At 70.4% G+C, this 18,095-nt stretch carries 19 protein-coding genes and 3 tRNA genes; 9 read left to right on the top strand and 13 right to left on the bottom strand.

Translation table 11 applies throughout. The features are described from left to right. Window positions 1-30: 30 nt before the first annotated feature. A tRNA-Leu gene (locus TR49_RS07525) sits at window positions 31-114 on the bottom strand. Window positions 115-503: 389 nt separating this feature from the next. On the opposite strand from TR49_RS07525, the gene TR49_RS07520 reads away from it, so the two are divergent. From TR49_RS07520 to TR49_RS07490, 7 genes are all read left to right on the top strand, one after another. Beyond that, window positions 504-1,418: an FHA domain-containing protein gene (locus TR49_RS07520; protein ID WP_042378603.1), complete on the top strand. Its 915-nt coding sequence runs from the start codon at window positions 504-506 to the stop codon at window positions 1,416-1,418. A 10-nt stretch (window positions 1,419-1,428) separates the two neighbouring features. Continuing rightward, window positions 1,429-1,962, top strand: coding sequence for an FHA domain-containing protein FhaB/FipA (locus TR49_RS07515; protein WP_042378601.1), 534 nt, complete (start codon window positions 1,429-1,431; stop codon window positions 1,960-1,962). A 168-nt stretch (window positions 1,963-2,130) separates the two neighbouring features. Continuing rightward, complete coding sequence (locus TR49_RS07510) at window positions 2,131-3,651, top strand: PP2C family protein-serine/threonine phosphatase (RefSeq protein ID WP_042378598.1); 1,521 nt, start codon at window positions 2,131-2,133, stop codon at window positions 3,649-3,651. Window positions 3,652-3,726: 75 nt separating this feature from the next. Beyond that, entirely contained in the window at window positions 3,727-5,109 is a 1,383-nt protein-coding gene (locus tag TR49_RS07505; protein ID WP_042378596.1) for an FtsW/RodA/SpoVE family cell cycle protein, read from the top strand. A 75-nt stretch (window positions 5,110-5,184) separates the two neighbouring features. Further along, window positions 5,185-6,645, top strand: coding sequence for a peptidoglycan D,D-transpeptidase FtsI family protein (locus TR49_RS07500; RefSeq protein ID WP_042378594.1), 1,461 nt, complete (start codon window positions 5,185-5,187; stop codon window positions 6,643-6,645). A 234-nt stretch (window positions 6,646-6,879) separates the two neighbouring features. Next, entirely contained in the window at window positions 6,880-8,844 is a 1,965-nt protein-coding gene (gene pknB / locus TR49_RS07495; RefSeq protein WP_042378591.1) for a Stk1 family PASTA domain-containing Ser/Thr kinase, read from the top strand. A 147-nt stretch (window positions 8,845-8,991) separates the two neighbouring features. Continuing rightward, window positions 8,992-9,702: a class I SAM-dependent methyltransferase gene (locus TR49_RS07490; RefSeq protein WP_236653261.1), complete on the top strand. Its 711-nt coding sequence runs from the start codon at window positions 8,992-8,994 to the stop codon at window positions 9,700-9,702. Here TR49_RS07490 and TR49_RS07485 read toward each other — a convergent pair. The 6 genes from TR49_RS07485 to TR49_RS07460 form a co-directional block, all read right to left on the bottom strand. Beyond that, window positions 9,674-10,354, bottom strand: coding sequence for a hypothetical protein (locus TR49_RS07485; protein WP_042378588.1), 681 nt, complete (start codon window positions 10,352-10,354; stop codon window positions 9,674-9,676). The genes TR49_RS07490 and TR49_RS07485 overlap by 29 nt on opposite strands. Window positions 10,355-10,597: 243 nt before the next feature. Next, window positions 10,598-11,563 carry a class E sortase gene (locus tag TR49_RS07480; RefSeq protein ID WP_052434086.1) on the bottom strand — a complete coding sequence of 322 codons (966 nt, stop codon included), beginning with the start codon at window positions 11,561-11,563 and terminating at the stop codon, window positions 10,598-10,600. Continuing rightward, the gene (locus tag TR49_RS07475; RefSeq protein WP_042378587.1) at window positions 11,560-12,213 is read right to left on the bottom strand and encodes an aminodeoxychorismate/anthranilate synthase component II; all 654 of its coding nucleotides are present in this window, start codon (window positions 12,211-12,213) and stop codon (window positions 11,560-11,562) included. Before TR49_RS07475 ends, TR49_RS07480 begins: the two co-directional genes overlap by 4 nt. Next, window positions 12,213-12,494 (bottom strand): hypothetical protein, encoded by a 282-nt coding sequence (locus TR49_RS46625; RefSeq protein WP_052434085.1) that lies wholly within the window; start codon window positions 12,492-12,494, stop codon window positions 12,213-12,215. The genes TR49_RS07475 and TR49_RS46625 overlap by 1 nt, the downstream gene beginning before the upstream one ends. A gap of 65 nt (window positions 12,495-12,559) precedes the next feature. Continuing rightward, window positions 12,560-13,276, bottom strand: coding sequence for a class E sortase (locus TR49_RS07465; RefSeq protein ID WP_042378586.1), 717 nt, complete (start codon window positions 13,274-13,276; stop codon window positions 12,560-12,562). Window positions 13,277-13,304: 28 nt separating this feature from the next. Then, entirely contained in the window at window positions 13,305-14,054 is a 750-nt protein-coding gene (locus tag TR49_RS07460; protein ID WP_042379017.1) for a DUF881 domain-containing protein, read from the bottom strand. A 161-nt stretch (window positions 14,055-14,215) separates the two neighbouring features. Here TR49_RS07460 and crgA point away from each other — a divergent pair, with 161 nt between their 5' ends. Then, window positions 14,216-14,470, top strand: a complete 255-nt coding sequence (gene crgA / locus TR49_RS07455; protein ID WP_042378584.1) for a cell division protein CrgA — start codon at window positions 14,216-14,218, stop codon at window positions 14,468-14,470. Between the two features lie 198 nt (window positions 14,471-14,668). On the opposite strand, the gene TR49_RS07450 is transcribed toward crgA, so the two are convergent. Together TR49_RS07450 and TR49_RS07445 are read right to left on the bottom strand one after the other, a co-directional pair. Next, window positions 14,669-15,499: a rhomboid family intramembrane serine protease gene (locus tag TR49_RS07450; protein WP_042378583.1), complete on the bottom strand. Its 831-nt coding sequence runs from the start codon at window positions 15,497-15,499 to the stop codon at window positions 14,669-14,671. Window positions 15,500-15,527: 28 nt separating this feature from the next. After that, the gene (locus TR49_RS07445) at window positions 15,528-16,049 is read right to left on the bottom strand and encodes a peptidylprolyl isomerase (RefSeq protein WP_042378581.1); all 522 of its coding nucleotides are present in this window, start codon (window positions 16,047-16,049) and stop codon (window positions 15,528-15,530) included. Between the two features lie 218 nt (window positions 16,050-16,267). On the opposite strand from TR49_RS07445, the gene TR49_RS07440 reads away from it, so the two are divergent. Next, on the top strand, window positions 16,268-17,026 hold the full coding sequence (locus TR49_RS07440; RefSeq protein WP_042378578.1) for a DUF5324 family protein: 759 nt from the start codon (window positions 16,268-16,270) through the stop codon (window positions 17,024-17,026). A 73-nt stretch (window positions 17,027-17,099) separates the two neighbouring features. On the opposite strand, the gene TR49_RS07435 is transcribed toward TR49_RS07440, so the two are convergent. From TR49_RS07435 to TR49_RS07425, 4 genes are all read right to left on the bottom strand, one after another. Next, window positions 17,100-17,172: transfer RNA gene (locus TR49_RS07435), tRNA-Ala, on the bottom strand. 58 nt (window positions 17,173-17,230) lie between these two features. Continuing rightward, a complete protein-coding gene (locus tag TR49_RS45325; protein ID WP_218161989.1) occupies window positions 17,231-17,362 on the bottom strand; it encodes a DLW-39 family protein in 132 nt (43 codons plus the stop codon). Window positions 17,363-17,480: 118 nt separating this feature from the next. Next, window positions 17,481-17,557, bottom strand: a tRNA-Ile gene (locus TR49_RS07430). Window positions 17,558-17,637: 80 nt separating this feature from the next. Continuing rightward, on the bottom strand, window positions 17,638-18,095 hold a 458-nt coding region (locus TR49_RS07425), incomplete at its 5' end, for a DUF3566 domain-containing protein (RefSeq protein WP_063770042.1).

The raw sequence follows: 18,095 nt of genomic DNA, 5'->3' as shown, positions 1-18,095 counted from the left end.
AGTGAGTTATCTCACTGCGGGGCCTCGTTGTGCGCGAGGGGGGAGTTGAACCCCCACGCCCTTTCGGGCACTGGAACCTGAATCCAGCGCGTCTGCCTATTCCGCCACCCGCGCATCTGGGTGATGTCGTCGACTCTACCGAAGTTCCTTCGAAGCTTTCAAACCGGTTGTTTTCGGCTTGTTCAGCTCCGCGTTTCCCGCGGTGTCGCCTTCCGACGAGAAGAACAGTAGCACGTCGGAGGGGGTGGAATCACATCCGCCCGGCTCCGGGGCGAGGGGGTGCGCAAGCGGGGCCCGGCCGAACGAGTGAGACTCGGATGTCCCCGCTCTGGGCCGGGTACGTGTCCACTGGCATCCTGCTGTCGGCTCCACGGCCCGAAGCGCGGACGAGGAACCACACGTCCGCCCCGGGCGTAGATACGATCTGTAAGGCAGACAAGCAGCAGCCGCCCCGCGCCAGTGCGCCGGGTGGGACGACGACACCCGACGGAAGGGGGTGCCCCGTGGGAGCCCTGAAGAAGTTCGAGCAGCGGCTGGAGGGCTTCGTCAACGGCGCCTTCGCCAAGGTGTTCAAGTCCGAGGTGCAGCCTGTCGAGATCGCCGGTGCGCTGCAGCGCGAGTGCGACAACAACGCCAGCATCTGGAACCGGGACCGCACCGTCGTCCCCAACGACTTCATCGTCGAGCTCAGCCCGCACGACCACGAGCGGCTCAGCCCGTACTCCGGCCAGCTCGGCACCGAGCTCGCCGGCATGGTGCGCGAGTACGCGCAGGCCCAGCGCTACTCCTTCATGGGCCCGCTCAGCGTCCAGCTGGAGCGCGCCGACGACCTCGACACCGGGCTCTACCGGGTCCGCAGCCGGATCCAGGCCAACGAGGCCGCGCAGGCCCCGGCCCAGCCGCAGTACCAGCCCCAGCCGCCCGCCGCGCCGCCCTACGGGGGCCGGCCGCCGCAGCAGCCCTGGCAGCAGCAGGCCCAGGCCCCGATGGCCCCGCCGCCCGCCGCGCCGCCGCTGCCCAGCGTCGACGGGCCCACGTCGTTCACCGGCAACCCCGCGGCGCGTCCCGTCGAGGGCCCGCACGCCTTCCCCGGCGCGCCCACCCAGGCCGCCCCGGTGCAGGGCCCCGCGGGCGCCAACACGCGCCGCTGGCTGGAGCTCAACGGCCAGCGCCACCCGCTGGACCGTCCCGTGCTGGTGCTGGGCCGCAGCACCGAGGCCGACATCCGCGTCGACGACCCGGGCGTCTCCCGTCGGCACGCCGAGGTCCGGGTCGGAAACCCGAGCATGGTCCTCGACCTCGGGTCCACCAACGGCATCGTCGTCGACGGCCAGCACACGACTCGCGCTACGCTCCGCGACGGCTCACGGATCGTCGTGGGCAGTACGACCATCGTCTACCGGCAAGCCGAAGGGTGACGCGGGGCACATGTCAGAGCTGACCCTCACGGTCATGCGGCTCGGGTTCCTGGCCGTGTTGTGGCTGTTCGTGATCGTCGCGGTTCAGGTGATCCGCTCCGACCTGTTCGGCACCAAGATGACCGGGCGCGCGACCACGACCGCACGACGCGGCGGAAACCCGACCACCGCCCGCCAGTCCTCCGCTGCGGCCGCGCCGCAGCAGCGCCAGCAGGCGCCCGCGCAGCAGCCGCGGCAGCGCCGGGGCGCGCCGACCCACCTGGTGATCACCCAGGGCTCACTGGCCGGCACCACCGTCGCGCTCCAGGGGCAGACCATCACGCTGGGCCGGGCCCACGACTCGACGATCGTCCTCGACGACGACTACGCGTCCTCCCGGCACGCGCGGATCTACCCGGACCAGAGCGCCGGCGCCTGGGTGGTCGAGGACACCGGCTCGACCAACGGCACCTTCCTCGACAACGCTCGGCTCACCGGCCCGAGCCCGCTCCAGCCGGGTTCGGCGATCCGGATCGGGCGCACCGTCATCGAGCTGCGGAAGTGACGCGTCGATGAACCAGCGCACGAACCACGGCGGCGGCGCCTACGGGCCCGGCCCGCAGGAGCAACGGGCCCTGGTTCGACCGCGCAGGCAGCCAGGGCCGTACGATGCAGCAACGCACGCTGCACCGGGGCATCGCGCAGGGGACCGAGGGAAGGGGGCGGACGGCACATGAGCCTGGTGCTGCGATTCGCCGCCGGTTCGCACAAGGGCATGATCCGCGAGGGCAACGAGGACTCCGGCTACGCCGGCCCCCGGCTGCTCGCCGTCGCGGACGGCATGGGTGGACAGGCAGCGGGCGAGGTCGCCTCGTCGGAGGTGCTGTCCAGCATCGTCGAGCTCGACGAGGAAGCCCCCGGAGCCGACCCGATGGCCGCCCTGCAGGGTGCCGCGGAGCGTGCGAACGAACGGCTCCGCGTCCTGGTCGAGGCCGACCCGAGCCTCGAGGGCATGGGAACCACCCTCACCGCGCTGCTGTGGACCGGCCAGACCGCCGGACTGATCCACATCGGCGACTCCCGCGCCTACCTGCTGCGCGAGGGCGTCCTGACGCAGATCACCACCGACCACACCTGGGTGCAGCGCCTCGTCGACGAGGGCCGGATCACCGAGGAGGAGGCCTCCACCCACCCGCAGCGCTCGCTGATCATGCGCGCGCTGATGGGCACCGGCGAGGTCGAGTCGGACCTGTCGATCCGCGAGGTCCGCGCCGGCGACCGCTACCTGCTCTGCTCCGACGGCCTGTCCGGTGTGGTCTCCCACCAGACGCTGGAGGAGACCCTCGGCAGCTACTACTCGCCCGAGCAGACCATCGCCGAGCTGATCGAGCTGGCGCTGCGCGGCGGCGGCCCCGACAACATCACCTGCGTCGTCGCCGACGCGCTGGACATCGGCGACGCCGGCGAGCACGACGCGATGGCCGCGCACTACGACCTGGCCCCCGTCGTCGTCGGCGCGGTCGCCGAGGGCAACGCGCTCGGCCACCACTCCGTCGCCGACACCCCCGCCTCCCGCGCCGCCTCGCTCGGCCGCGCGCCCGGCGCAAACGGCGCCGAGGGCTACGGCGAGGGTGAGGACGGCCGGTCCGGCGGCTACCAGGAGTACGGCGAGTACGAGGGCGGCTTCGACGACGACTACGAGCCCGAGGGCCGCCGCAGCCGCCGCCGCGCGAAGGAGAAGAAGCGCCGCGGCTGGGTGCTGCCGACCACCCTCGGCGTCGCCCTGCTCGCACTGCTGGGCGTCGGCGCGTACCTCGGCTACCAGTGGACGCAGCAGCAGTACTACGTCGGCGTCAACGGCGACCACCTCGCCATCTACAAGGGCGTCTCGCAGAACCTGGCCGGGTTCAAGCTCTCCTCGGTCTACGAGGACCACCCGGACGTCGCGGTCAAGAACCTGCCGAGCTTCGAGCAGAAGAACCTGCAGACCCCGGTCACCGCGGCCAACCTGGGCGACGCCCAGGGCAAGATGAACGTCTTCAAGCACGAGGCGGCCGTCTGCCAGGAGGTCCGCACCGTGAAGACGACGCCGACGCCCACCCCGACGCCGTCCCCCAAGCCCTCCGCGAGCGGCAAGGCCGGCACCACCCACCCGTCGGCCTCACCGAGCACCTCGCCCAGCCCCGCGGCGCCGAGCACCCCGGCCCTCAGCTCGTCGGACCAGACCCTGGCGCAGCAGTGCGTGGCGTCCTGAGCCGCCCCCTCGGGCAGGCGGGTTCACCAGCGCCACCCCCGGTGGCGCGACCACGCGTGGGAGCGGACAGCTGACGTGACCACCGTGGAGAGCCGTGCAGTCGCGTGCGCCCCCCAGGGGCCCGCGCCGGTCCGTCGGAACACGGAACTCTCCCTGCTGGTCTTCGCCGCCCTCGTGCCGGTGCTCGCGTACGCCGAGACCGGACTCGCCATGGACGGCCGGCTCCCGGCCGGCATGCTCGGGTACGGCCTCGGGCTCGGATCCTTCGTCCTGCTCGCGCACCTGTCCGTACGACGCTTCGCCCCGCACGCCGACCCGCTGATGCTTCCCATCGCGGCGCTGCTGAACGGCCTCGGACTGGTCTTCATCTGGCGCCTCGACAAGGCCCGCGAGCTGCACCCGAACTACCCCGCCGCGCAGAACCAACTGCTCTGGTCGGGGCTGGGCATCGCCCTGTTCATCGTCGTGATGGCCCGGCTGAAGGACTACCGAAGGCTCCAGCGCTACACCTACCTGTCCGGCTTCGCCGCCCTCGTGCTGCTCGCGGTGCCGGCGTTCTTCCCGGTCCGGGCCGGTGACTTCGGGGCGCGGATCTGGATCCACCTCGACGGCTTCTCCATCCAGCCCGGCGAGTTCGTGAAGATCCTGCTCCCGGTCTTCTTCTCCGGCTTCCTGATGGTCAAGCGGGACGCCCTGGCGCTGGCCAGCCGCCGCCTCCTCGGGCTGTACCTGCCGCGCGGACGCGACCTCGGGCCGATCGTCGTGGTGTGGACGCTCAGCCTGCTGATCCTGGTCTTCGAGACCGACCTCGGCACCTCCGTGCTCTTCTTCGGCATCTTCGTGGTGATGCTCTACGTCGCCACCGAGCGCACCAGCTGGGTCCTGTTCGGCGTGCTGATGGCCGGGCTCGGCTTCTGGGCCGTCGCCCACACCGAGGGCCACGTGCGGGGGCGGATCGACGAGTGGCTGCACCCGCTCGCGGCCGCCCCGGGAGCGGGCGTCGGGCAGATCGGGCAGGCGCTGTTCGCGCTGGGGTCCGGCGGCGCGCTCGGGACGGGGCTCGGGCAGGGGCACTCGTGGCTGATCGGCTTCGCGGCGAAGAGCGACTTCATCCTCGGGACCATCGGCGAGGAGACCGGCGTCACCGGGGTGATAGCGGTCCTGGTGCTGTACGGCCTGCTGGCGGAGCGCGGGCTGCGCACCGCGCTCGCCGCCCGCGACCCCTTCGGCAAGCTGCTGGCGGTTGGGCTCTCCGCCGCGTTCGCGCTGCAGGTCTTCATCGTGGCCGGAGGCGTCACCGGCGCCATCCCGCTGACCGGCATGACCCTGCCGTTCGTGGCCCAGGGCGGGTCCTCGGTGATCACCAACTGGGCGCTGGTGGCGGTGCTGCTCAAGATCAGCGATCTGGCCCGGCGGCCGGCCCCGGGGGAGCCGCTGCAACCGGGAACACAGCCGTAGCCGTCATTGGGGCATAGGGCGCCGATGTAGGGTGCCGATGGTCAGGATCCCGAACGCCGCCGGAGTGAGCGCCACGTGAACAAGCCGATCCGCAGGGTCTCCGTGTTCTGCATGCTCCTGGTCCTGGCGCTGATGATCCGCGCCAACTGGGTCCAGGGCCTGGACGCGAGTGCGCTCAACGCCAACGTGCACAACAAGCGCACCGTCATCGAGGCCTACAGCTACCCGCGCGGCGACATCATCGTCGGCGGCAATTCGGTCACCAAGGACCTGCTGGTCAACGGCAACTTCTACAAGTACCGCCGGGCCTACGTGAACGGCCCCATGTACGCGCCGATCACCGGCTACTCCTCACAGGCCTTCGGCTCCAACCTGCTGGAGAACGTCGAGGACCCGATCCTGTCGGGGAACGACCCCCGGCTCTTCTTCCGCAACGCCCTCGACACCCTGACGGGCAAGCAGAAGCAGGGCGGCGACGTCGTCACCACGATCGACCCGAAGGTCCAGCAGGCCGGCTGGGACGGGCTGCAGGGCAAGAAGGGCGCGGCCGTCGCCATCGACCCGTCCACCGGCGCCATCCTCGGCCTGGTCAGCTTCCCCTCCTACGACCCGACCAGCATCGCCGGTGTCACCAGTGACTTCGCCACGAACTGGAAGAAGCTGACGAGCGACCCGAGCCAGCCGATGCTCAACCGGGCGCTGCGCGCGACCTACCCGCCCGGCTCGACCTTCAAGCTGATCACCGCCGCGGCGGCGCTGGAGACCGGCAAGGTCACCGACATCGACGCGCCGACCGACTCCCCGGACCCGTACATCCTGCCCGGCACGAACAACGTGCCCCTGCCCAACGAGACGGGCGACACGGGCTGCAAGAACGCGACCATGAACACGGCGCTGGCCCTGTCCTGCAACACCGTCTTCGGCAAGCTCGGCGTCGAGGTCGGCCCGCAGCGGATGCTGCAGGAGGCGCAGAAGTTCGGCTTCAACAACTCCTCGATGACCATCCCGGTCGGCGTCACCGCCAGCAACTTCGACGCCAACATGAACCTCGCGCAGACCGCGCAGTCCTCCATCGGCCAGTTCGACACCCGCGCCACCCCGCTGCAGATGGCCATGGTCGCCGCCGCGATCTGCAACAACGGCACGCTGATGAAGCCGTACCTGGTCGCCGAGGAGCGCTCGGCCAGCAACTCGGTCATCTCGCAGACCAGCCCGACCCAGCTGTCCCAGGCCACCACCCCCGACGTCGCCGCCAAGCTGCAGACGATGATGGTCAACGTGGTCAAGAACGGCACCGGCACCACCGCCCAGATCCCGGGCGTCGAGGTCGGCGGCAAGACGGGTACCGCGCAGCACGGCGTGAACAACGACCAGAACCCGTACGCCTGGTTCGTCTCCTGGGCCAAGTCGGGCGGCAAGCAGATCGCGGTGGCCGTGGTGGTCGAGGACAGCGACACCTCCCGCGGCGACATCTCCGGCATGCACCTGGCCGCCCCGATCGCCAAGAACATGATGCAGGCCTACCTCGGCAAGTGACCCGCCGAGGTGACCTCCGTCACGCCCGTGAGCATGGGCCGAACGGTGGGTGACGGAAAGCACGTTCGGTGTGTTCGTCCAGCGCAGACGTATTCCAGTCTTGTATCAGGTCGTCCGGCGAATCCGCTTTGACTTGCGAGCCCGGTAGCGTATCCGCAGCAGCGGTCTGTCCGCCCGCGCCACAATCCACGCGGGTGCGGCTGGGCAGACCGGAGAGTGGAGAGGGCTCGAACCATGGAAGAACCGCGTCGCCTAGGCGGCCGGTACGAGCTGGGCGGCGTTCTCGGACGCGGCGGCATGGCCGAGGTCTACATCGGTCATGACATCCGGCTCGGACGCGCCGTCGCCGTCAAGACGCTGCGGACCGACATGGCCCGCGACCCGTCTTTCCAGGCCCGGTTCCGGCGCGAGGCGCAGTCTGCGGCATCGCTGAACCACCCCTCGATCGTGGCGGTCTACGACACGGGCGAGGACTACATCGACGGCATCTCCATCCCGTACATCGTGATGGAGTACGTCGACGGCTCCACGCTGCGCGAACTGCTGCACTCCGGCCGCCGGCTGCTGCCCGAGCGCGCCATGGAGATGTGCATCGGCATCCTCCAGGCACTCGAGTACTCGCACCGCAACGGGATCGTCCACCGCGACATCAAGCCCGCCAACGTCATGCTGACGCGCACGGGCCAGGTCAAGGTGATGGACTTCGGCATCGCCCGCGCCATGGGCGACGCCGGGATGACCATGACCCAGACCGCCGCCGTCATCGGCACCGCCCAGTACCTCTCGCCCGAGCAGGCCAAGGGCGAGCAGGTCGACGCCCGCTCCGACCTCTACTCCACCGGCTGCCTGCTCTACGAGCTCCTCACGGTGCGCCCGCCCTTCGTCGGCGACTCGCCCGTGGCGGTGGCCTACCAGCACGTGCGCGAGGAGGCCCAGCCGCCCTCGTACTACGACCCGGAGATCCGGCCGGAGTACGACGCCATCGTGATGAAGGCGCTGGCCAAGGACCGCGACTACCGCTACCAGTCCGCGGACGAGATGCGCGCCGACATCGAGCGCGCCCTCGACGGCCTCCCGGTCGCCGCGGCGGCCGCCCCCACCATGGCCCTGGGCATGAACGGCTACGGCCAGCAGGCCGACGGCCGCACCATGGCCATGCCGCCCGTCCAGGGCGGCGGCCAGACCAGCATCCTGCCCGGCAACGGTCAGGGCTACGACGCGGGCGGCGACGGCTACGAGCCGGGCGGCTACGACGACGGCTATGACGACGGCTACGGCGGCCGCGGCGAGCGCCGCCGCGCGGCCAGCGGCGGCGGCAGGAGCAAGAACACCTCGGTGATCGTCCTCATCGTCGCCGCGGTGCTGGTCCTGCTCGGCGCGTTCTTCGTCACCAAGTCGATGTTCGGCGGCACACCCACGCAGAGCATGCAGGTGCCGTCGCTGACCAACCAGTCCTTCGCCAGTGCGACGCAGATGGTCGAGAACAGCTTCGGCGGCAAGGTCAAGCTGGTGAAGGGCACGCCCGTCCAGTGCGACGCGAACGTCGCCACGAAGGGCAACGTCTGCCGGCAGACGCCGGACGCGGGCACGACGATCCAGCAGGGCGGCACCATCACGGTCCAGCTGAGCAGCGGTCCGCTGACCAGCGGCGTCCCGAGCCTCGTCGGCCTGACCGTCGACCAGGCCACACAGGCGCTGAACGCGAAGGGCTTCCAGCTCGGTCAGACGACGCAGAAGTCGTCGTCGTCCGTGCCCAACGGCCAGGTCATCAGCTACTCGCCGACCGGCGACCAGCCCAAGGGCGCCACGATCGACATCGTGGTCTCCTCCGGTCAGGCCCTGGCGACGGTCCCGAGCGACCTGGTCGGCCAGTCCTACGACCAAGCCTGCGCCGAGCTGAAGACCCAGCAGCTGAACTGCGCCAAGCAGATCCTCCAGCAGGCCGACCCGCAGTACGGGGCGAACTCCGTCACTCAGGTGACGTACAACGGCCAGCCCGCCGCGGGGCAGCAGGTGCCTGCCGGCACCGCGATCCTGCTGGTGGTCAACCCGGACGCCACCGCGACCGACCAGGGCGGCACCGGCACCCAGAGCCCGACCGGGGGCCAGACCGGCGGCAACCCCGGCATCATCGGGGGCAACGGCGGCGGCAACGGGAACGGCGGGAACGGCAACGGCGGCTGGCCCGGCGGCGGCTGATCTCCTCCGCTGCGCGAACTTCAGGGGCGCGGGGCTGTACCTCTCCGGTACGGCCTCGCGCCCCTGGCGTCTGCCATGGCAGGCCTTCCACCGCGGGTCTTCCATGGCAGGCCTTCCGTGGCAGGCCTTCCGTGGCAGACTGACGCGGTGATTCCCGTCACCCCTCTCCCCGACGCCGCGGGCTTCGTCCGCGCGCACACCCGGCTCGCACCCGCCAGTCCGGGGTTCCTCACGGAGGTGCGCCTGCACCTCGCCGACCGGGTCTTCGAGTTGTGGGAGGAGACGGAGAGCACGTCCGGCAGGAACGACGCTCCGCCTCCCTTCTGGGCTCAGGCCTGGGCGGGCGGCCTCGCGCTCGCACGCTACGTGCTGGACCACCCCGAGACCGTCGCCGGCAGGCGGGTCCTCGATCTCGCCTCCGGGTCAGGGCTGGTCGCCGTCGCGGCGGTGAAGGCGGGGGCCGCGACCGTGACCATCAGTGAGATCGATCCCCTCGCACTCGACGCGGCCGCCCTCAACGCCGACGCCAACGGCGTCACCCTCGGGCCCGTCCTGGGGGACGTCCTGGACGCCGACCCCGCGCCGGACGCGGACGTCGTCCTCGTGGGGGACGCCTTCTACGAGCGCACCATGGCCGCCCGCGTCCTCGCGTTCCTGCGCAGGGCGCAGGAACGCGGGGCGACCGCTCTCGTCGGCGACCCGGGGCGGACCTACTTGCCGCGCACCGAGTTCGACGCGCTCGCGACCTACGCGGTGCCCGTCCAACGGGAGTTGGAGGACGCGGAGACCAAGCAGACGACGGTGTGGAAACTCGGCGCCCGCCCCCTCCTCACTCCCGCCGTCGTCGACGCAACCTGAGCCCGCGCTCCACACGCAGCTCGGAGAGCTCCTCCCGGACCCCGGCCAGGGTGTCCTGGACGTCGTCGAGCTTGCCCTCCATGGCGCTGACCTTCACGCTCAACGCCCCGATCACCTCGGTGTGGGGCTTCAGCCGTGCGTCGACGCGAGCGTCGACGATCTCGCACGCCACCCTCGCCGCGGTGGTCGCCGCGAGCTCGGTGACATACCGGTCCAGCACCCCGGGGTCGGTCCGCACCGAGCCCTCGGAGTCGAGCAGGTACACCCGCACCCGCCGCGCGACGTCGCTGTCGCGCAGCAGCATGGCGACGTTCAGGACCGCCCGGCGGCTGAACAGGGTGAGGTGCGCTCGGAGGGCCTGTGGATAACTCCTGTTCGAAAGGGACAAGATGTCCCTATCGAAGCCGACCAGGGCTTCTCCCCGGAGCACGGTCATCCCGTTCGATTCCAGCTCTTCGCGGTTCCGCTGGGTGACCTTCTTGATCGCCTCGGCGTCGACCTCGAAGTACTCCGCCACCATGGCCGTGGTCACGTGCATGTCGTCGGGAAGCAGTTGGAGCGCCTTGACCTTCGTCAGCGCCTCGACGCGACCGCTCACGCCGTCGCGCGCGGTCCGCGATTCCAGCAGGACTGCCTGATCGTGGGTACTCATCGTTCCGTGGTCCTTCCACTCATCGGGAATGCGAGAGATGGAAGAGGCACCAGGGCATGGCATGCCGAAAAAGGCCGATGAATTCCTCGGGGCTCCCCTGTACGTGTCGTCGACTCATCTGTGCTGCCCGCACACCGGTCCCGGTCGTATCACGTCGCACCACGTCGCCCCGGAATCTCATCCGTTCGGCTCAACGAGCCGCCTCACGGGTGGTCACGGCATGCGGAGGAATCAGATGACTAGTCAGCCCGTCGACAGGGCGGCCGGGGTGCGACCCGCGCTCTTGGGGAGGTCCTCGACGAGGCGGCCCCAGACGGCCATGCGGTAGGTGGAGGTGAACTCGGGCGTACAGGTCGTCAGGGTGATGTACCGGCCCGGGCCCTTGAACCCGCTCTGCGGGGGGACCGGGGCGATGACGGAGACGTCGTTCGGGGAGGTCTGCGGCAGCGAGCTGGTGACCACGTAGGTGTACCAGTCGTAGGCGGTCTCCACGACGATCTTGTCGCCGGGGACCAGGCGCGGGATGTAGCGGAAGGGCTCGCCATGCGTGTTGCGGTGCCCGGCCAGGGCGAAGTTGCCCGAGGCGTCCCACGGAAAGGCCGTCTCCTGGGCGCCGGTGTAGTGGCCGACGAGGCCGTTGTCGAGGATGGACGTCTTGTCCGTGCCCTCGGCGACCGGGGTCTTCACGTCCAGCTTGGGGATGTAGATGATGGCGAACTTCGTGCCGAACGCGATGGAGTTCGGGTACGGCGGGTGGCTCCTGGCCGTCGCGCCGCCGCCCCACTGGTGCTCCAGCGTCGACGCCTGGCCCTGGGCGTAGGCGTCTGCGCGGACGTTGGTCCACCACAGCTGGTAGGCGACGAAGAGGATCATCACCGCGCCGAGCGTGATCAGCAGCTCGCCGAAGACCCGCACCGCGATGATGCCGGGGCCTTCCTGACGGGCCTTCGCCGCGCGCCGTCGCGCCGCACGACCGCCGCCGGCCGACTCGGAGGCCGCGGGCGGGGGAGCCGCGGCGGAACCCCGCCGTCGCGCGGCCCGTCCGCCCGTCACGGGCGTCACCGCCGCCGCGGGAGCCACGGAGGACGGTGGAGCAGGGAGCACGCGCAGCCGCAGCGTCTCGTCGGACTCCTCCTCGAAGAACGACCCCCAGTCAGGTTCCGGCTCGGGCTCCGGTTGCGCACCGGGCTCGGGGCGCAACGCGGTCACGCGACCGCCACCCGGCCGATCACCGGGGCCAGTCCGGCGGAGCGCGCCACGGCCTCCGGATCGCCGCAGGCGGCAAGCCAGTTGGCGAGCATCCGGTGGCCGCCCTCGGTCAGCACCGACTCGGGGTGGAACTGGACGCCCTCGACGGGCAGCTCCTTGTGCCGCAGGCCCATGATGACGCCCGTGTCCGTCCACGCGGTGACGTGCAGCTCGTCGGGGACGGTGTCGCGGTCGACGGCGAGCGAGTGGTAGCGGGTCGCGGTCAGCGGCGAGTGCAGGCCGGCGAAGACGCCCCCGTCCTCGTGGCTGACCGGCGAGGTCTTGCCGTGCAGCAGCTCGGGCGCGCGGCCGACGACCGCGCCGTAGGCGACGGCGATCGACTGCAGGCCGAGGCAGACGCCGAAGACCGGCAACCCGATCCCCGCGCAGTGGTGCACCATCTCGATGCAGACCCCCGCCTCCTCGGGCGCGCCGGGGCCGGGGGAGAGCAGCACCCCGGCATAGGTGTCCGCGGTCACCGCGGCGAGGTCCACCTCGTCGTTGCGCCGCACCTCGCACTCCGCGCCCAACTGGTACAGGTACTGGACCAGGTTGAAGACGAAGCTGTCGTAGTTGTCGACGACCAGGATGCGGGCGGGACGGGCGGACATCAGACGACGACTCCATGGTTCTGGGAGAGCTCGGCGACCGGCAGGCGGTGCGCACCGTTGAGCGTGGAGGCGGAGGGACCGGGCGACGGCGGGGCCGTGGCGCCCGTGCCGGAGCCCGTGCCGTTGCCGTTCACGGTCACGTCGCCGAAGGGGAGCAGCGGCTCCAGCCTCGGGAAGACGAACTGGAACAGCACGAAGACGGCGAGCAGGAAGAGGAGCAGGCACTGCAGGGCGCGCAGCGGCGTGCCGCCGGGCAGCTTGCGCCACAGAAAGCCGTACATCGAGCCTGTCTCCTCCTGTCGGCACCAGGGTATCGGGCACCCCTGTGCGTGACGGTTGATCCTGCCTATCCCGACAGTCCCCGTGGCGGGCCCGCCGAGACCGGTGTAGTGGACACCAGACGGCCCCACTCGATCAGCCGGTGGCTGTGTCCCCAGGCCGGATCGCAGGTGGTCAGGGTCAGGTAGGAGCCCGGCCGGGTGTAGCCGGACTCCGGTGGCACCGGGTCGAGCACGCCGATGTCGGTCGGCAGCGTCCGCAGCGGGGTGCGGTCGAGTCGGTAGACATACCAGAAGTGGCCGTCGTCGACGTAGATCCGGTCCCCCGGACGGAGCAGCGGGAAGTCGTTGAAGGGGTTCCCCCAGGTGCGCCGGTGCCCGGCGAGGGCGAAGTTGCCCACCTGGCCCGGCTCCGCGGTGCCGGTGTAGTGGCCGATGCCCTTCTGCAGGTCGGTGACGCCGGTGCCCTCGATGATCGGCTTCTTCCAGTCCCGGCCGAAGCGCGGGATGTAGAGGACGGCGAAGGCCTGATCCGGCGGGTACGCGAGCGCGGACGGCGTGGCGGACGGCCCCGGCGCGGGCCCGATCGGCGCGGACGCGGACGGCGCGGGCGCGACGGTCGTCCGCGGCTGGTCCCACTGCTGCTGGAGCCGGCTCAGCTCCCCCGCCATGGCCTGGTCGGCGGCGAGGTCGGTCCAGAACAGCAGGTAGCAGGTGAGCAGCACGATCAGCGCGCCGACGGTGATGCACAGCTCCACCAGCGTCCGGGCGACCAACCGACCCACCGCTGTCCTCCCCCGCGACCCGAGGTCGCTACTTCGCCTTGGCGAACTGGAGGTCCACTGTGCCCGAGTAGCCCGGAAGAGTCATCGCCCGCGACGGCGCGACTTTCCAGCCGAGCCCGTACGCGGTGACGTACTGCAGATAGGTCTGGATGTAGGTGTCGCCGTTCAGCGCCGTCTCCAGCGCCTTGGGCGTGCCGACCGCCCGGATCACGTAGGGCGGCGAGTACACGCGGCCCTGGAGGATCAGCTGGTTGCCGACACAGCGCACCGCGCTGGTGGAGATCAGCCGCTGGTCCTGGATCTGGATGCCGCGGGCGCCGCCGCGCCACAGCGCGTTGACGACGGCCTGCAGGTCCTGCTGGTGGATGACCAGGTCGTCCGGCTGCGGCTGGGGGACGCCGGGGATGCGTGCGGTGGCGTTCGGCGGCGCGTCGTCGAGGGTGACGGTCAGGCCCTGGCCGGTGACCGGATCGAGTCCGGCGGCCTTTTCGAGCGCGGCCAGCCTGGCCTGGTCGGCCGGGTTGCCGGGGTGCGTCTGCGCGAGCGCGTCGATCTGCGCACGCAGCGCGGCGACCTGCGCGTCGGCGGTGGCGTTGTCGTGGCTGCGCTGCTGTATCACGTCGGAGAGCCGCAGCAGGGTGTTGTCGTTGCGCAGGTCGGTGCCGTTGGCGGTGTGGGCGCTGGTGTAGAAGAGGAAGCCGGCCAGCGCGAAGATCACGCAGGTCAGGGCACGCCCGACATATCGCCCGTGGCGATGCGGACGCGAAGTTCCCTCGATCGGAGGATTGTCCGATCCAGGCGGAACTTCTTCCGAATCTGACACGTACCCTTATCTCCTTCCGACTCCCGGAGCCACTACGCTAACGGACGCCGGGGTACGCTGCCGCACCCCTGCCCGCGCGCCCCTGCGATCGGCCCACGTCCCCGGGAGCCTTACCAGTGCCGAAGTCACGCATCCGCAAGAAGTCGGATTACACCCCGCCGACCACGGCCGCGACGGCGGTCAAGCTCAAGTCGGGCCGCGGCTTCATCGCGCCGCTGATGCTGGGCCTGTTCCTGATCGGTCTGGTCTGGATCGTCGTCTACTACGTGACGAACGCACAGTGGCCGGTCAGCGCCATCGGCAACTGGAACATCCTGATCGGCTTCGCCTTCATCGCGGGCGGCTTCGGCGTCTCCACGCAGTGGAAGTAGCCGGGAAGGCTTGTCCACACACTTATCCACAGTGGGGAAAAACCCTGACTATCTGTGGATAACTCGATCGGGACAGTCCCCCGACCTGCTGGCGCACCTCATGGAATTCGCAGGTGAACGCGCGTAGCGAAGGTCACATCGCAGCGGCTCGCACGGTTGTGCGAGCCGCTTTGCACATCTTGTGGATAACCTCACACCTCAGGCGGAGATGTGGGTGGCCGCATACAGGCTGACTCCGGCCACCAGCGCCGCCACCAGCACCACCGCGACGGTCTGCACCAGGTCCCGGCGCTGGGCCGGCGTCGCCGGGGCGTGCACGAAGCCCACCGCCAGCAGCGTGCCGACGACCAGTCCCCCGATGTGCGCCTGCCAGGCGATGAAGCCGAGCGAGAAGGTGGCGACCAGGTTCACCACCAGCACGGCCATGATCGGCCCCAGCGAGAAGCCCCGGTGCCGGTGGATGACCACCACGGCGCCGAACAGCCCGAAGATCGCCCCGGACGCGCCGGCCACCACCAGCCCCGGACTGGTCAGCATCAGCAGCGCGGAGCCGCCGATCCCCGACAGCAGGTACAGCACCAGGTAGCGCATCCGCCCGAGCGCCGACTCCACATAGGGGCCAAGGATCCACAGCGACCACATGTTCATGGCGATGTGCAGGATCCCGAAGCTGCTCGGCTCGTGCAGGAAGACCGAGCTGACCATCCGGTACCACTGGTCCCCGGTGACCACCGCGTCGCCCTGCATGACCAGCCGGTAGAAGAAGTCGTCGCCGCCGACGAAGGCCAGCAGCCACACCACGAGGTTGGCCCCGATCAGGCACCGCGTCACCAGCGCCCCGTCGGCGCGCGCCGGGCCGCCGTAGTCGGTGCGGGCCCGCCGCACCGGCTCCGTCCGGCCCCCGTGCACGCACTCGAGGCACTGGAATCCGACGGCGGCCTCGACCCGGCACTCGGGACAGACCGGCCGCTCGCAGCGCGAGCAGCGCACACCCGTCTCCCGGCCCGGGTGGCGGTAGCAGTCCGGCATGACGAGCGCTCCCCAGGGACCCCGGCCGTCAGCGGCGGGTGACGGTCACGGATTCGAGCACCACCGGCTGCTCCGGCCGCTCCCCCGCGGTGGGCACGGTCGCGATGGCGTCGACGACCTTCTTCGAGGCCTCGTCGGCGACCTCGCCGAAGATGGTGTGCTTGCGGTTCAGGAACGGCGTCGTGTCCACCGTGATGAAGAACTGCGAGCCGTTGGTGCCCGGGCCGGCGTTCGCCATGGCCAGCAGGTAGGGACGGTCGAAGACCAGCTCGGGGTGGATCTCGTCCTTGAACTGGTAGCCGGGGCCGCCGACGCCGGTGCCGAGCGGGTCGCCGCCCTGGATCATGAAGCCGGGGATGACGCGGTGGAAGACGGTGCCGTCGTACAGCCGGTCCGAGGTGACCTCGCCGGTGCCCGGGTGGGTCCACTCGCGGCCGCCCTCCGCCAGCTCCACGAAGTTCGCCACCGTCCTGGGGGCGTGGAACTGGAAGAGCTTGAGCTCGATGTCCCCGTGGCTGGTGTGAAGGGTGGCGAACAGCTGCTGGGCCACGATGCGCCTTCCTGCCGGGGTGACCCCGGCCGATCGGGTCCGGATCCCGAACGATCCTGACGAATGAATCCTCGCACGCCCTGTGCATCGCCTCACAAAGGAGCAGGATGCAGATGAGAAGAAGTGCCGCTTTTCAGCGCGCCGGGGGACGAATCAGGCGGCATGATCTTTCATTGGGTGATACGTGACGAAGAGGACGCCCGAGGAGGAGGTTTCCGGTGAGCCGGATCGACACAGCTCGCGAGGCAGCCAGTCGCACCCGCGAGCAGCTCACGCCCTATGCGCTGAGCGCCAAGGACACCGCGGCCCAGTACGGCGGGGAGGCGTGGCAGAAGGTCGCCCCCGCCCTCGGATCCGCAGTGGAACAAGCAAGGCAGGCGGCGCAGAGCCGCGTGCAGAGCCAGGTGGTGCCGTTGTGGGAGAAGGGCCGCGGCAGCGTGCCGCCGGTCGTGGACGAGGCGGTCGTCAAGGCCGCGCGCCAGGCCGCGCAGCAGGCGAAGATCGCCGCCCGGCAGGCCCGTGAGGCCGCCGCGGTCGCCGCCGACCAGGCCCGCAGCATCGCCCAGGAGCGCGTCCTGCCCGCCGCCGAACAGGCCGCGCAGCAGGTCCACGACCGCTCCCTGGCCGCCATCCCGGTGCTGCGCGGGCAGGTTTCGCTCGCCGAGGTCGAGGCGCTGGCCAAGGCCCACGAGCGCGCCGCCCGCAGGGGCCGCTGGGCCCGCCGCGGCCTCGGCCTGCTCGCGCTGGGCGCGCTCGCCACCGGCGGACTGGCCGCCTGGAAGTGGTACCGCAAGCAGAGCAACCCCGACTGGTTGGTCGAGCCGCCCACCACCTCCATCCCGCTGCGCGACACCGCGCCCGGCACCGGCGGATCCAGCGCCAGCGGCGCCGTCAACGGCTCCCTGCCGCTCGACCCGGAGGTCGAGGCGAAGGAGGCCGAGGAGACCGCCGGGAACGAGCGCAAGAAGAAGCCGTGACCGGGCGACCGTGACACGACGACGAGGGGCTCCGATCGTCCGACGATCGGAGCCCCTCGTGTACGCGGGAATGTGGAGCCTAGGGGAGTCGAACCCCTGACATCCGCCATGCAAAGACGGCGCTCTACCAACTGAGCTAAGGCCCCGCGAACTGCCGCGCACAAGCGTACCCGCTCGGCGCGGCAGGAAAGACCATTTGTCAGCTCAGCGGGAACCGGCCGGAATCGGGTCCGTGGCCTCGGTCCACAGGTCCTGCTCGGCACGGTCCGCCTGCACCTGGCGGTAGACGAAATACCCGCCCAGAGCGACGAGAACAACCAGCAGAAGCTTCTTCACCGCGAGACCTCGACTTCCTCGATGACGTCCTTGCCGCGATGCTACACCCCATCAGCGGACACTCTGAGCGGTACAACGAGCGAACCCCGACTCGGTGACCGAGTCGGGGTTCTGACGCTGGTGGGCCTAACAGGACTTGAACCTGTGGCCTCTTCCTTATCAGGGAAGCGCTCTAACCGTCTGAGCTATAGGCCCGCGCTGCGTTGCGTTAGAAGATTAGCGCACCTGCAGCTCAATGCCCAAATCGCTTCCCCGGGGCTGCGCCCCAGGTCAGCTCAGTCCTCCTCGGCGAGGGTCACCTCGACGCCGCCGGTCATGCCCGCGGCCGTGTTGTAGATGAACGAGGCGAGCGTGCACAGCGCCGTCATCAGCACCACGTCCACCACCGCGATCAGCAGGGTGAACAGGAAGACGTTGCCGAAGGACAGGTACGACTGCAGGTCGAAGCCGGAGGTGGCGTCCGTGCCCGTGGTGGCCTGCTTCAGGGTGCCGCCGACCGAGCTGAAGACGCCGGCCGCGTCCAGCACCATCCACAGCAGCGAGACGCCCACGACGGTGACCACGCCGAGCGCGATGGACAGCAGGAAGCTGACCTTCATCACCGTCCACGGGTCCGTACGGACCACGCGCAGCCGGGCACGGCGGGTGCGACCCGACGGCGGCGCCGCCGCCGGACCGGGACGGCGGGCGGGCACGCCGGTGCTGGGGCTGCCCGTCGGGCCGGCCGTGGCCG

Origin of the sequence: Streptacidiphilus melanogenes (assembly GCF_000787835.1) — a bacterium.
GTDB classification, from domain to species: domain Bacteria; phylum Actinomycetota; class Actinomycetes; order Streptomycetales; family Streptomycetaceae; genus Streptacidiphilus; species Streptacidiphilus melanogenes.
This window is presented reverse-complemented; position numbering and strand designations above follow the sequence as displayed.